This is a genomic window from Pseudomonas sp. AM8 (genome assembly GCF_036346475.1).
Classification (GTDB): domain Bacteria; phylum Pseudomonadota; class Gammaproteobacteria; order Pseudomonadales; family Pseudomonadaceae; genus Aquipseudomonas; species Aquipseudomonas marginalis.
This window is the reverse complement of sequence record NZ_JAOTNX010000014.1, coordinates 67,789-80,998: the sequence shown is the minus strand read 5'-3', so window position 1 is coordinate 80,998 and position 13,210 is coordinate 67,789. Positions and strand designations below refer to the sequence as shown.

The window sequence follows — 13,210 nt, the reverse complement described above, 5'->3', positions numbered from 1 at the left end:
ACCTTTCACACCTGCGTCACCCGCTTGCCTTACACTGCGCGCCTATGACCAACATCCCCCACATCCAGATCACCGAACCCGCCGTCACCTGCTCGACCTGCGCGGCCTGCTGCTGCCAGTTGGAAGTGATGCTGATCACCGACACCGGCGTGCCGGAGCGCTATATCGACACTGACGATTGGGGCGGTGAAGTGATGCTGCGCCTGGATGACGGCTGGTGCGCGGCGCTGGATCGGGACACGATGATGTGCACGATTTACGAACGTCGGCCGCTGATCTGCCGGGAGTTCGAGATGGGCGCACCGGAGTGCCTGACCGAACGCGAAGGCATCGCCACGGCCTACCGCTGATCTGAAGACTGATGACGATCAAAAAGTGTGGGAGGGCTTGCCCCCGCCCACACTGTCTTGCAGCGTTCCTGGGAATTACAGCGGCATGGTGTAGTGCAGCGAGTAGCTTTCTACACCATCGTTATTGCTGCTGATCCCGGCATTGGAGTAGTGCGTGGCGCGAATGCCGACTTCATGCCCACCGGTGAAGCGCAGGCCAAAGCCCAGGCGGTCTTCGAACTGGAAAGCCTGGCCGATGTTGTTGTCTTCCAGCTTGGTACGGGAAAACACTGCCACGCCAATCCCGGCTTCTATGTAAGGCTTGACCGACTGGCCGGCGAATTCATACACAAATACCGGCGAGAACGACAGGCTGCTGGCACCTGCACGGTCATCCCCCTCCCAATAGGTATAGGCGCCGCTCCAATAGCCGGTCAGACGACCGACGTCGCTCTGCATCCAGCTTTTGTCCCAATCCGAGGTCAGGCCCAGTCGATAGGTCAACGTCGAATCGCTGGTGCTGCCCACCCCAAACTCCAGGCCTGCGGCCTGGGCCGAAACAGAGTGTCCCACCACTACGGCCGCAATCGCGGCCAAACAGAACAAGCGCTTCATAAGAAACAGTCCTTTGAAAACAAAGTTGTATGATTTTTTACAGGCCATCTCGCTATAGAAGCTGACGCACACTCAGAAGTTCAGCGACATTTCACGAAATTTTCACGACCCGAAGCTTCGCACAACTGCAGAATGTTTCCATAGTGTCGGTAGGATATTTCTTAGGTGATACACATCGCCACTGGTCCAGAACTGTGCAGGCTCAGGATCGCCGAGGGCCAGCAGGTCGCGTTCGCCCAGCAAACGCTTGAGCTGACGTGCGACGGCAGCGCCGGTGTCGATGAGGATGATGCTGGCAGGCAGCATCTGCGCCAGAAGCGGCTTGAGGAAGGGATAGTGGGTACAGCCGAGGATGATGGTGTCGCAGCCGGCGCTGAGCAGCGGGTCGATATAGCCCTGCAACAACTGACGCAGGGCCGGGCTGTCCAGATCACCGGTTTCAATCAGCTCCACCAGGCCCGGACACGGCTGGGTGATCACCCGCACATCGGTGGCAAACCGATCGAGCAACGCGGCGAACTTGGCGCTTTGCAGGGTGCCGGTAGTGGCGAGCACCCCGACCACGCCACTGCGCGTGGCCGCCGCGGCGGGTTTGACCGCGGGCTCCATGCCCACCAGGGGCCAATCGGGGTAGTCCTGGCGCAAATCCGCGACGGCCGCCACGGTTGCGGTGTTGCAGGCAATCACAAAAGCCTTGGCGCCCTGCTCGCGGAAAAACCCGGCGACAGACCGGGAGCGCTCAAGAATGAACGCGGGGGTTTTCTCGCCGTAGGGGATATGTCCGCAATCGGCCACGTACAACAGGGACTCATGGGGCAGCAATTGCTGAATCTCATCCAGCACCGACAAGCCGCCGACACCGGAATCGAACACACCGATTGGCGCGTCCTTACCCATGTTGCGTCCCGCAGACACTGCAAGCGGGATCACGCTTGACCCGCAATTCGCGAAAACGTGTGGTCAACGCATCGATCAGCAGCAAGCGTCCCACCAACGGCTCGCCGAAACCCGCCAGCAGTTTCAGGGCCTCCAGGGCTTGCAGGCTACCGACCAGGCCCACCAGTGGGCCGACCACACCCGCTTCGCTGCAGGTCAGTTCAGTGTCGCTGCCGTGCCCGTATAAACAGTGATAGCACGGGCTTTCGGCACGACGTGGATCGAACACCGACAGTTGCCCTTCAAGCCGAATCGCCGCGCCGCTGATCAATGGCCTGGCCGCCGCCACGCAGGCGGCATTGACGGCCTCGCGGGTGGAGAAGTTGTCGCTGCAATCGAGCACTACGTCCACACCCGCCACCGCCGCCGCCAAGGTATCGGCATCCAGCGCGATGGGATGGGCGACCAAGGTGATTTCGGGGTTGAGGGCACTCAGGCGGCGCATGGCCGAATCGACCTTGGCCTGCCCGACACTGTCGGTGTCATGGATGATCTGGCGTTGCAGGTTGGTGAGGTCGACGGTGTCGAAATCCGCCAGGTGCAATTCACCGACACCCGCGGCAGCCAGGTACATCGCCACCGGGGCACCCAGGCCACCGAGGCCGACGATCAACGCACGGCCGTTTTTCAGGCGCAATTGGCCGTCGATGTCGACATGCTGCAACAGAATCTGTCGGCTGTAGCGCAACAGCTCCTGATCGGTCAGCACGGCCAGCGTCCCAGGGAGATGCGTTCGTGACCGCCAAGGTCGATGCGGCTGTGCACCTGCTCGAAGCCTTGGCTCAGCAACAGGTCGCGCACCGCGCCAGCCTGGTCGTAACCGTGCTCCAGCAGCAGCCAACCCGCGACGTTCAGGTGGGCCGGGGCCTGGGCGATGATCAACCGCAGGTCGTCCAGGCCATCATGGCCCGCCACCAGGGCGCTGGCCGGCTCGAAACGCACATCGCCCGCCACCAGGTGCGGATCGTTGGCGGCGATGTAGGGCGGGTTGCTGATGATCAGGTCGTAGGCGTGGCCTGCCAGGGCGCTGAACCAATGGCTGTTGAGCACCGTGGCGTTATGGAGGTGCAGGCGCTGGCGATTGCGTTCGGCCAGCGCCACGGCTTCCAGCACGCGGTCGACGGCCGTGACGTGCCAGGCCGGACGCTCGCTGGCCAGGGCCAGGGCGATGGCGCCGCTGCCAGTACCGAGATCGAGGACCTTGACCGGTGTGGCCGGTAACAATTCCAGGGCCGCTTCCACCAGCAGCTCGGTGTCCGGACGCGGGATCAGCGTGTGGGGCGCGACCTCCAGGTCCAGCTTCCAGAAACCTTGCTGACCGAGGATATAGGCCACCGGCTCGCCGGCGCGGCGGCGTTGCAGGTAGCCGGCAAACACCAGGGCGTGTTCGCTGCTGACGATTTTTTCCGGCCAGGTGTGCAGGTAGCTGCGGGACTTGCCCAAGGCCGCCGCCAGCAATAATTCGGCATCCAGGCGCGCCGTGGGCGAGTCGGGCAGGTCGGCGGCGCGCAACAGGCTGGCGATAATGGTCATTTATTCACCTATCGCCGCCAGCTGATCGGCCTGGTATTCGGCGAGCAATGGCTCGATCACCGCATCCACGCCACCCGCGAGAATCTCGTCCAGGGAGTAAAGGGTGAGGTTGACCCGGTGGTCGGTGACCCGGCCCTGGGCAAAGTTGTAGGTACGGATGCGCTCGGAGCGGTCGCCCGAGCCCACCAGCAATTTGCGCTCGCTGGCAATCGCGTTGGCGGCGGCGCTGGTCTGTTGGTCATTGAGCTTGGCCGAGAGCCAGGACATGGCCCGTGCACGGTTCTTGTGCTGGGAACGTTCTTCCTGGCACTCCACCACGATGCCCGACGGCAAGTGAGTGATACGAATCGCCGAGTCCGTCTTGTTGACGTGCTGGCCACCGGCGCCCGACGAGCGGTAGGTGTCGACCCGCAGGTCGGCCGGGTTGATCTCGATGGCTTCCTGCTCGTCCGGCTCGGGCAACACGGCCACCGTGCAGGCCGAGGTGTGGATGCGACCTTGGGATTCCGTCGCGGGAACCCGCTGCACACGGTGGGCACCGGACTCGAACTTCAGCTTGCCATAGACGTTGTCGCCTTCGACCCGCGCGATGACTTCTTTATAGCCGCCATGCTCACCTTCGTTCTCGGACAGGATCTCGACCCGCCAACCGCGACGCTCGGCATAACGTGAATACATGCGGAACAGGTCGCCGGAGAAAATCGCCGCTTCATCACCGCCGGTGCCGGCACGGATTTCAAGGAACACATTGCGCCCGTCGTTGGGGTCCTTGGGCAGCAGCATGCGCTGCAGGTCACCTTCCAGCTCGGCCAACTTTTCCTTGGCCTCGCGGACTTCTTCCACGGCCATTTCACGCATGTCCGGGTCGCTGTCCTTGAGCAGCGCCTGGGCGCCTTCGAGGTCGGCCTGCACTTTGGTGAGATTTTTGTACGTGGCCACAATGGGCTCAACTTCGGCGTATTCCTTGGAATAGGCGCGGAACTTGGTTTGATCGGAAATGACTTCGCCGTCGCCGAGCAAGGCGGTCAGTTCTTCGAAACGGTCCTGGAGCACGTCCAGTTTATTGAGCAGTGACGCTTTCATTGCGATTTTTTATCCGAAGAGCTGGGCGCGCCCTCACCGAGGGCAAAGAGTTCCTGGGCCATGGCCAGCGCATCGAGGCGGCCTTCGGCAGTCAGTTTTTTTAATTGTACGCTGGGCGCATGCAGCAACTTGTTGGTCAGGCCGCGGGCCAGTTGCATCAGCACTTCCTCGGCACTGCTGCCGTTGGCGAGCAGGCGCTGGGCCTTGATCAACTCTTCATCACGCAGGCGTTCGCCCTGCTGACGATACGCCTTGAGCACGTCCACCGCCGCCAGCTCACGCAGGCGCACCATGAACTCTTCGGCACCGACGCTGACCATCTCTTCAGCCGCCTGGGCAGCGCCCTGGCGACTCTTGAGGTTTTCGGCGACCACTTCATGGAGATCGTCGACGCTGTAGAGGTAAACGTCGTCCAACTCGCCGACTTCGGGCTCGATATCCCGGGGAACGGCAATGTCGACCATGAAGATCGGCTTGTGCTTGCGCAGTTTCAGCGCGCTTTCCACCGCGCCCTTGCCGAGGATCGGCAGTTGGCTGGCGGTGGAGCTAATGACGATATCGCTGCGCACCAGTTCGGCGGGGATGTCCGACAGCAGCACCGCATGGGCGCCGAACTGTTCGGCGAGGATGCTGGCGCGCTCCAGGGTACGGTTGGCGACCACGATGCGCTTTACGCCCAGGTCATGCAGGTGGCGGGCAACCAGGGTGATGGTCTCGCCGGCGCCGATCAACAGCGCCTGGCTACGCTGCAGGTCGCTGAAAATCTGCTTGGCCAGGCTGACGGCGGCAAACGCCACGGACACCGGGTTTTCACCGATGGCGGTGTCGGTGCGCACCTGCTTGGCGGAATTGAAGGTGGCCTGGAACAGACGGCCCAGCAGCGGACCGACGGTGCCGGCCTCGCGCGCCACGGCGTAGGCGGATTTCATCTGGCCCAGGATCTGCGGCTCGCCCAACACCAGCGAATCGAGGCCGGATGCCACGCGCATCATGTGACGAACTGCCGCATCGTCTTCGTGCACATAGGCGCTCGCGCGCAGGTCTTCGAGGCTCAAATGGTGATAATCGGCCAGCCAGCGCAGTACCACATCCGCCGAGAGATGTTCCTGCTCTATATAAAGCTCACTGCGATTGCAGGTCGAAAGGATCGCAGCTTCGCGGCTGTCGGTGAGACGGCAGAGCTGCTGCAAGGCCTCAACCAACTGCTCTGGCGTAAACGCCACGCGCTCGCGCACGTCTACGGAAGCAGTCTTGTGGTTAATACCGAGTGCGAGGAAGGCCATTCAATATCGCTGATGATGTCGGGAAGCCGACAATTGTCCTACTTCGAAAGATTCAGAACAACCACCGTCGTCTATTGTCCTAGTAGCTTATGCCTATAAAAAGGCCATCTGTAGGCGCAAGCCTGCTCGCGATGGTCGTGAACCATGACACGGCCTCCTGACAAAACGCGTTGTCCTCAGGCTTTTCGCGAGCAAGCTCGCTCCTACACGGTTATGTTTGGCCGAAGGCTTGTGTCATGATGATCCGACCGCAGGTTAGTCGTCCTCTTCCTATATGAATAGATCTTCCGCGTTGCTCCTTGCTTTTGTCTTCCTCAGCGGCTGCCAGGCCATGGCACCCGTGTCGCCGGACGGTACACCGCCGGTGGAAGACAGCACACCCGCCCCTGAAAAGCCCAAGGTTTATTCCTCGTTCAGTGAAGAAACGGTGTTCAGCCTGCTCAGTGCGGAACTGGCCGGCCAGCGCAATCGCTTCGATATTGCGCTGGATAACTACGTGACCCAGGCCATCAACACCCAGGATCCGGGAATTTCCGAGCGGGCGTTCCGCATCGCCGAGTACCTCGGGGCCGATCAGGCCGCGCTGGATACTTCGCTGATCTGGGCAAAGAACGCGCCGGACGATCTGGAAGCCCAGCGGGCAGCCGCCATTCAATTGGCGCGGGCCGGGCGCTATGACGACTCCATGGTCTATATGGAGAAAGTCCTGCAAGGCAAGGGCGACACCCATTTCGACTTCCTTGCGCTGTCGGCTGCCGACACCGACCAGGACACCCGCAATGGCCTGATGAAGAGTTTTGACCGCCTGCTGCAAAAACACCCGAAGAACAGTCAACTGGTGTTCGGCAAGGCCCTGCTGCTGCAACAGGATGATGAAGCCGAAGCCGCACTGAAGCTGCTGGAACAGAACCCGCCGGAAGACGGCGAGATCGCGCCGATTCTGCTGCGCGCGCGCCTGCTGCAGAACCTCAACCGCGGCAAGGAAGCGATTCCACTGCTGGAAAAAAGCATCAAGAAATACCCGGACGACAAGCGCCTGCGCCTGACTTACGCGCGCACGCTGGTGGAGCAGGACCGCATGGAGGACGCCAAAGTGCAGTTCGCCAACCTGCTCCAGCAATACCCCGATGACGATGAACTGCGTTACTCCCTGGCGCTGGTGTGCCTGGAAGCCAAGGCCTGGGACGAGGCCAAGGGTTACCTGGAAGAGCTGATCGAGCGCGAAAGCCATGTCGACTCGGCGCACCTGAACCTGGGCCGCATCGCTGAAGAGCGCAGCGACCCGCAGGCCGCACTGCTCGAATACGCACAGGTCGGCCCAGGCAACGACTACCTGCCGGCCCAACTGCGCCAGGCCGACATCCTGATGAGCAACGGGCGTACCGATGAGGCAGAAAAACGCCTGGCCGCTGCACGGGATGCCGAACCGGACTACGCGATCCAGCTTTACCTGATCCAGGCCGAGACCTTGTCAGCCAATAATCAGGGCGAGCGCGCCTGGAAGGTGCTGCAACAGGCCTTGTTGCAATTCCCCGACGATTTGAACCTGCTGTACACCCGCGCCATGCAGGCGGAAAAACGCAATGACCTGGCGCAGATGGAAAAAGACCTGCGCCTGATCATCAAGCGCGACCCGGACAACGCCATGGCCCTGAATGCCCTGGGCTACACCTTGTCCGACCGCACCACGCGCTACGACGAAGCCAAGGCGTTGATCGAACAGGCGCACAAGCTCAACCCGGAAGACCCGGCCGTACTCGACAGCCTGGGCTGGGTGAACTATCGCCTGGGTAACCTCGACGAAGCCGAACGCTTGCTGCGCCAGGCCCTGGAGCGCTTCCCCGACCAGGAAGTCGCTGCACACCTGGGCGAGGTGCTGTGGGCCAATGGCAAGCAGCGCGAAGCCCGCCAGATCTGGGAAAAATTCCTCAAGGAACAACCCGAAAGCCCCATCCTGCGCGGCACCATCAAGCGCCTGACCGGATCCGAGACCCTTTAAGCTTATGTTCTTGCGCCACGTTATCGTTTTCAGCTTCATCGCCCTGCTCGCCGGTTGCGCGGGCTTCGGTGCCCGCGAATCCGTTGAGGGCCAGGGCAACCCGGCGCAATGGAAGCAGCACAAGGATCAGCTCGGCAGCATCGACGGCTGGCAGATCGAAGGCAAAGTCGGGGTTCGCGCACCGAAAGATTCCGGCAGCGGCACCTTGTTCTGGCTGCAACGCCAGGATTACTACGACATTCGCTTGTCCGGCCCCCTGGGGCGCGGCGCCGCGCGCCTGACCGGCCGCCCGGGACAAGTCAGCCTCGAAGTCGCCAACCAGGGTCGCTACGAGGCCACCTCGCCCGAAGCGCTGCTGGAAGAGCAGATTGGCTGGAAACTGCCTGTCTCGCACCTGGTGTGGTGGGTCCGCGGCTTGCCCGCGCCGGACAGCAAGAGCCGCCTGAGCCTCAACGGTGATAGCCGCCTGGCCACCCTGGAACAGGATGGCTGGCAGGTCGAGTACCTCAGCTACGTGGAACAGGGCGGTTATTGGCTGCCAGAGCGCATCAAGCTGCATGGCACCGACCTTGACGTCACGCTGGTGATCAAGGACTGGCAACCGCGCAAGCTGGGGCAATAACGTGGCCGTACAAAAACTGACCCTGCCCTCTCCTGCCAAACTCAATCTGATGCTGCACATTCTCGGTCGCCGTGAAGACGGCTACCACGAGTTGCAGACGCTGTTTCAATTTCTCGACTACGGCGATGAGCTCACCTTCGCCCTGCGCGACGATGGCGTGATCCAGCTGCACACTGAATTCGAAGGCGTGCCCCACGACAGCAACCTGATCGTGAGGGCCGCCAAAAAACTCCAGGAGCAGTCCAGCTGTTCCCAGGGCATCGATATATGGATCGATAAGATTCTGCCCATGGGTGGCGGAATCGGTGGTGGCAGCTCGAATGCAGCGACCACACTGCTGGGTCTGAACCATTTGTGGCAACTGGGCTGGGACCATGATCGCCTGGCTGCGCTGGGCCTCACGCTGGGCGCCGACGTCCCGGTTTTCGTGCGTGGACACGCCGCTTTTGCTGAGGGCGTGGGGGAAAAACTCACCCCGGAATACCCCGAAGAGCCGTGGTATGTCGTGCTTGTCCCGCAAGTATCTGTAAGTACAGCAGAAATTTTTTCAGATCCGCTGTTGACACGTAACTCTCCTCCCATTAAAGTGCGCCCCGTTCCCAAGGGAAACAGTCGAAATGACTGCTTACCGGTTGTAGCAAGGCGTTATCCAGAGGTACGTAACGCTTTGAATTTGTTAGGTAAATTTACCGAAGCAAAATTAACCGGAACTGGAAGTTGTGTGTTTGGGGGCTTCCCAAGCAAAGCTGAAGCTGATAAAGTCTCGGCCCTTCTTACAGAGACCCTTACAGGGTTTGTAGCAAAAGGAAGCAACGTTTCGATGTTGCATCGCAAGCTGCAAAGCCTGCTCTAAAAGGAATCGAGTACTGGGTACTCGTTGCAACAGATACAGGGGCGTCGCCAAGCGGTAAGGCAGCAGGTTTTGATCCTGCCATGCGTTGGTTCGAATCCAGCCGCCCCTGCCATTTTCTAATACTCATCCAGGTTACCCTCAGCCTCTAGGTACTGCGCGTGTCCAAGATGATGGTCTTTACGGGGAACGCCAACCCCGATCTGGCTCGACGTGTCGTACGTCAGCTGCATATCCCTCTCGGTGACATCTCTGTCGGTAAATTCTCCGACGGCGAAATTACAGCCGAGATCAATGAAAACGTCCGCGGTAAAGACGTCTTCATTATCCAGCCGACCTGCGCTCCGACCAACGATAACCTGATGGAACTCGTCGTGATGGCTGATGCCTTCCGCCGCTCCTCAGCGACTCGAATCACAGCTGTAATCCCTTACTTTGGTTATGCCCGCCAGGATCGCCGTCCGCGTTCCGCACGTGTGGCTATCAGCGCGAAAGTCGTTGCTGACATGCTGACCGTGGTAGGTATCGACCGTGTGCTCACGGTTGACCTGCACGCTGACCAAATCCAGGGGTTCTTCGATATTCCGGTAGATAACATCTACGGCTCCCCCGTATTGGTGGATGACATCGAAGACCAGCGCTTTGAAAATCTGATGATCGTATCCCCGGACATTGGTGGCGTCGTGCGTGCACGGGCTGTTGCCAAATCCCTGGGTGTGGACCTCGGGATCATCGACAAACGCCGCGAGAAAGCCAATCACTCTGAAGTGATGCATATCATCGGTGATGTCGAAGGGCGTACCTGTATTCTGGTTGATGACATGGTCGACACCGCCGGCACCCTGTGCCACGCGGCCAAAGCCTTGAAAGAGCACGGTGCAGCTAAAGTCTTCGCCTACTGCACACACCCTGTGCTGTCGGGCCGAGCGATCGAGAACATCGAGAACTCCGTGCTGGACGAACTGGTGGTGACCAACACCATCCCGTTGTCCGCCGCTGCTCAAGCCTGTGCGCGTATCCGTCAACTGGATATCGCACCGGTAGTTGCCGAAGCGGTTCGCCGCATCAGCAATGAAGAATCGATCAGCGCGATGTTCCGCTAAGGGTCAAACCTTCGGAACACCTCACTGACGAAAAGCGCCCCGCCCCAGCATATTGTTGGGGCGGGGCTTTTTTGCCCATATCGCCTTTAGCGCTGGTCGCAAACGCTGGGGCGAATGTGGTTATTTTGGAGATACAACATGAACGATTTTACTCTGAATGCTGAAGTGCGTTCCGACCTGGGGAAAGGTGCGAGCCGCCGCCTGCGTCGTCTCGCAAGCCTGGTTCCAGCTGTAGTTTACGGTGGCGACAAAGCCCCTGAATCCATCAGCATGCTGGCTAAAGAAGTTGCCAAACTGCTCGAAAACGATGCGGCCTACAGCCATATCATCGAGCTGAACGTTGGTGGCAAAAAGCAGAACGTCATCATCAAGGCCCTGCAACGTCACCCAGCTAAAGGCCACGTGCTGCACGCTGACTTTGTACGCGTCGTAGCAGGTCAGAAACTGACCGCTATCGTACCTGTGCACTTCGTGGGTGAAGAAGCTCCGGTCAAGAAAGGCGGCGAAGTCTCGCACGTTGTTGCTGAAATCGAAGTGACCTGCCTGCCGAAAGACCTGCCTGAGTTCATCGAAGTCGACCTGTCGGCTCTGGAAATCGGCGACATCGTTCACCTGTCCGACCTCAAGGCCCCTAAAGGCGTTGAGTTCGTTGCACTGGCTCACGGTGATGACAAAGCTGTTGCAAACGTACACGCTCCACGCGTTGCTCCAGAAGCTGAAGAAGGCGCTGCAGAGTAATTCACTCTGTATTGCCGGAGCTTGAGGAAACATCGCGGACCGAAACGTAGCGAGAAAGCGGGCGATAACGCGAAGTTTATCTCTGGATAAGTTAGCTCCTGTCGTCCACTTTCGCCGCACTCAGGTCAGGCGATGTTATCCACAACTCCAAAGGAAGGGCCCCTGTCGTGACTGCCATTAAACTGATCGTTGGCCTGGGAAATCCAGGCGCCGAATACGAACAGACCCGGCATAACGCGGGGGCCCTTTTTGTTGAGCGCATCGCCCACGCACAAGGTGTAAACCTGGTGGCCGATCGCAAATATTTTGGTCTGACCGGACGCTTCTCGCATCAGGGTCAGGATGTTCGTCTGTTGATTCCCACCACCTACATGAACCGCAGCGGCCAGGCTGTCGCGGCGCTTGCGGGCTTCTTCCGGATCAAACCCGAGGAAATCCTGGTGGCCCACGACGAACTGGACCTGCCACCCGGCGTTGCCAAGCTCAAGCAAGGCGGCGGGCATGGCGGGCACAATGGCCTGCGCGACATCATCGCGCAGTTGGGCAATCAGAATACTTTTTACCGCCTGCGGCTCGGCATTGGCCACCCAGGCGTCGCCAGTATGGTTTCAAATTTCGTCCTGGGTCGTGCGCCACGCGCCGAACAGGAAAAACTCGATGCCAGCATCGACTTTGCCCTCGGCGTGCTGCCGGATATCTTCGCCGGTGAATGGAACCGCGCGATGAAAAACCTGCACAGCCAGAAGGCCTGACTTTTTTCCGAGGGGAAACACCATGGGATTCAATTGCGGCATCGTCGGCCTGCCCAACGTCGGCAAATCCACCTTGTTCAACGCTTTGACCAAGTCCGGTATTGCGGCGGAGAACTTCCCCTTCTGCACCATCGAACCCAACAGCGGCATCGTGCCGATGCCCGATCCGCGCCTGGAAGCACTGGCGGCCATCGTCAATCCCAAGCGCATCCTGCCGACCACCATGGAGTTCGTCGACATCGCAGGCCTGGTAGCCGGCGCGTCGAAAGGTGAAGGCCTGGGCAACAAGTTCCTGGCCAACATCCGTGAAACCGATGCCATCGCCCACGTGGTCCGCTGCTTTGAAGACGAGAACGTGATTCACGTCTCCAACAGCGTCGACCCGAAACGCGACATCGAGATCATCGACCTGGAACTGATCTTCGCCGACCTCGACAGCTGCGAGAAGCAACTGCAGAAAGTCGCACGCAACGCCAAAGGCGGCGACAAGGACGCAGTGGTCCAGAAAGGCCTGCTGGAACAGTTGATCGCGCACTTCACCCTGGGCAAGCCGGCACGCAGCCTAATGAAGACCATGGGCGCTGACGAGAAGGCCGTGGTCAAGGGTTTCCACCTGCTGACCACCAAGCCAGTGATGTACATCGCCAACGTCGCTGAAGACGGCTTCGAGAACAACCCTCTGCTCGACGTGGTCAAGGCCATCGCCGACGAAGAAGGCGCCATCGTGGTGCCGGTGTGCAACAAGATTGAAGCGGAAATCGCCGAGCTGGATGACGGCGAAGAAAAAGACATGTTCCTTGAGGCCCTGGGCCTGGAAGAGCCTGGCCTGAACCGTGTGATCCGCGCCGGTTACGAAATGCTCAACCTGCAGACCTACTTCACCGCCGGGGTCGAAGAAGTGCGTGCCTGGACCGTAAAAGTCGGCGCCACTGCGCCACAGGCTGCCGGTGTGATCCACACCGACTTTGAAAAAGGCTTTATCCGCGCGGAAGTGATCGCCTACAACGACTTTATCCAGTTCAAGGGTGAGGCCGGTGCCAAGGAAGCGGGTAAATGGCGTTTGGAAGGTAAGGAATACATTGTTAAAGATGGCGATGTGATGCACTTCCGCTTTAACGTGTAAACGCTACCTGCGAAGTCTACGACAAATAAAAAAGCCGATGCACTGCATCGGCTTTTTTGTAGGTGAAACTTCCTAACATAGGACAAGCATCGTTCACACTTCACTACCAGACTTCCCCTACTTACCCCCTCCGCCTTTAATGCAGCCAGGCAGTTGCACAATTTAACCTCAATAATGCCGGGGTTTTCCTACATTATTCCGGCCCACACTTACGTCAATATCCCAGTATAAGTTCTATACCCTC

Annotated in this window: 14 protein-coding genes and 1 tRNA gene; 9 read left to right on the top strand and 6 right to left on the bottom strand. The window is 59.7% G+C overall.

The window, feature by feature from the left end; translation table 11 throughout:
• Positions 1-44: 44 nt before the first annotated feature.
• Entirely contained in the window at positions 45-350 is a 306-nt protein-coding gene (locus V3W40_RS28240; protein WP_027606879.1) for a YkgJ family cysteine cluster protein, read from the top strand.
• 75 nt (positions 351-425) lie between these two features.
• Here V3W40_RS28240 and V3W40_RS28235 read toward each other — a convergent pair whose 3' ends face one another.
• The 6 genes from V3W40_RS28235 to hemA form a co-directional block, all read right to left on the bottom strand.
• Positions 426-944: an acyloxyacyl hydrolase gene (locus tag V3W40_RS28235; protein WP_027606880.1), complete on the bottom strand. Its 519-nt coding sequence runs from the start codon at positions 942-944 to the stop codon at positions 426-428.
• A gap of 102 nt (positions 945-1,046) precedes the next feature.
• Positions 1,047-1,841 carry a glutamate racemase gene (murI, locus tag V3W40_RS28230; RefSeq protein WP_065924050.1) on the bottom strand — a complete coding sequence of 265 codons (795 nt, stop codon included), beginning with the start codon at positions 1,839-1,841 and terminating at the stop codon, positions 1,047-1,049.
• Positions 1,834-2,589, bottom strand: coding sequence for a molybdopterin-synthase adenylyltransferase MoeB (locus V3W40_RS28225; RefSeq protein ID WP_098480396.1), 756 nt, complete (start codon positions 2,587-2,589; stop codon positions 1,834-1,836). Before V3W40_RS28225 ends, murI begins: the two co-directional genes overlap by 8 nt.
• Entirely contained in the window at positions 2,583-3,413 is an 831-nt protein-coding gene (gene prmC, locus V3W40_RS28220) for a peptide chain release factor N(5)-glutamine methyltransferase (protein ID WP_137212623.1), read from the bottom strand. Before prmC ends, V3W40_RS28225 begins: the two co-directional genes overlap by 7 nt.
• A complete protein-coding gene (prfA, locus tag V3W40_RS28215; RefSeq protein WP_027606884.1) occupies positions 3,414-4,496 on the bottom strand; it encodes a peptide chain release factor 1 in 1,083 nt (360 codons plus the stop codon).
• On the bottom strand, positions 4,493-5,779 hold the full coding sequence (gene hemA / locus V3W40_RS28210; protein ID WP_053131843.1) for a glutamyl-tRNA reductase: 1,287 nt from the start codon (positions 5,777-5,779) through the stop codon (positions 4,493-4,495). The genes prfA and hemA overlap by 4 nt, the downstream gene beginning before the upstream one ends.
• Positions 5,780-6,053: 274 nt before the next feature.
• Here hemA and V3W40_RS28205 point away from each other — a divergent pair, with 274 nt between their 5' ends.
• The 8 genes from V3W40_RS28205 (at position 6,054) to ychF (ending at position 12,966) form a co-directional block, all read left to right on the top strand.
• The gene (locus V3W40_RS28205; RefSeq protein ID WP_141156701.1) at positions 6,054-7,778 is read left to right on the top strand and encodes a tetratricopeptide repeat protein; all 1,725 of its coding nucleotides are present in this window, start codon (positions 6,054-6,056) and stop codon (positions 7,776-7,778) included.
• A gap of 4 nt (positions 7,779-7,782) precedes the next feature.
• Positions 7,783-8,400, top strand: a complete 618-nt coding sequence (gene lolB / locus V3W40_RS28200; protein WP_027606887.1) for a lipoprotein insertase outer membrane protein LolB — start codon at positions 7,783-7,785, stop codon at positions 8,398-8,400.
• Between the two features lie 49 nt (positions 8,401-8,449).
• Positions 8,450-9,253, top strand: a complete 804-nt coding sequence (ispE, locus tag V3W40_RS28195) for a 4-(cytidine 5'-diphospho)-2-C-methyl-D-erythritol kinase (protein WP_330216134.1) — start codon at positions 8,450-8,452, stop codon at positions 9,251-9,253.
• A 37-nt stretch (positions 9,254-9,290) separates the two neighbouring features.
• A tRNA-Gln gene (locus V3W40_RS28190) sits at positions 9,291-9,365 on the top strand.
• A gap of 46 nt (positions 9,366-9,411) precedes the next feature.
• Complete coding sequence (locus V3W40_RS28185) at positions 9,412-10,353, top strand: ribose-phosphate pyrophosphokinase (RefSeq protein ID WP_003171603.1); 942 nt, start codon at positions 9,412-9,414, stop codon at positions 10,351-10,353.
• Positions 10,354-10,491: 138 nt separating this feature from the next.
• Entirely contained in the window at positions 10,492-11,091 is a 600-nt protein-coding gene (locus V3W40_RS28180; RefSeq protein WP_053131856.1) for a 50S ribosomal protein L25/general stress protein Ctc, read from the top strand.
• A gap of 167 nt (positions 11,092-11,258) precedes the next feature.
• Positions 11,259-11,843, top strand: coding sequence for an aminoacyl-tRNA hydrolase (gene pth, locus V3W40_RS28175; protein ID WP_003208389.1), 585 nt, complete (start codon positions 11,259-11,261; stop codon positions 11,841-11,843).
• Positions 11,844-11,865: 22 nt separating this feature from the next.
• The gene (ychF, locus tag V3W40_RS28170) at positions 11,866-12,966 is read left to right on the top strand and encodes a redox-regulated ATPase YchF (protein WP_065924046.1); all 1,101 of its coding nucleotides are present in this window, start codon (positions 11,866-11,868) and stop codon (positions 12,964-12,966) included.
• Positions 12,967-13,210: the final 244 nt, after the last annotated feature.

What these genes read in the sequence shown, in the direction of transcription:
- V3W40_RS28240 (WP_027606879.1), top strand. Translation starts at nt 45, where the DNA reads ATGACCAACATCCCCCACATCCAGATCACCGAACCCGCCGTCACCTGC.
- V3W40_RS28235 (WP_027606880.1), bottom strand. Translation starts at nt 944, where the DNA reads ATGAAGCGCTTGTTCTGTTTGGCCGCGATTGCGGCCGTAGTGGTGGGA.
- murI (WP_065924050.1), bottom strand. Translation starts at nt 1,841, where the DNA reads ATGGGTAAGGACGCGCCAATCGGTGTGTTCGATTCCGGTGTCGGCGGC.
- prmC (WP_137212623.1), bottom strand. Translation starts at nt 3,413, where the DNA reads ATGACCATTATCGCCAGCCTGTTGCGCGCCGCCGACCTGCCCGACTCG.
- prfA (WP_027606884.1), bottom strand. Translation starts at nt 4,496, where the DNA reads ATGAAAGCGTCACTGCTCAATAAACTGGACGTGCTCCAGGACCGTTTC.
- hemA (WP_053131843.1), bottom strand. Translation starts at nt 5,779, where the DNA reads ATGGCCTTCCTCGCACTCGGTATTAACCACAAGACTGCTTCCGTAGAC.
- V3W40_RS28205 (WP_141156701.1), top strand. Translation starts at nt 6,054, where the DNA reads ATGAATAGATCTTCCGCGTTGCTCCTTGCTTTTGTCTTCCTCAGCGGC.
- lolB (WP_027606887.1), top strand. Translation starts at nt 7,783, where the DNA reads ATGTTCTTGCGCCACGTTATCGTTTTCAGCTTCATCGCCCTGCTCGCC.
- ispE (WP_330216134.1), top strand. Translation starts at nt 8,450, where the DNA reads ATGCTGCACATTCTCGGTCGCCGTGAAGACGGCTACCACGAGTTGCAG.
- V3W40_RS28180 (WP_053131856.1), top strand. Translation starts at nt 10,492, where the DNA reads ATGAACGATTTTACTCTGAATGCTGAAGTGCGTTCCGACCTGGGGAAA.
- ychF (WP_065924046.1), top strand. Translation starts at nt 11,866, where the DNA reads ATGGGATTCAATTGCGGCATCGTCGGCCTGCCCAACGTCGGCAAATCC.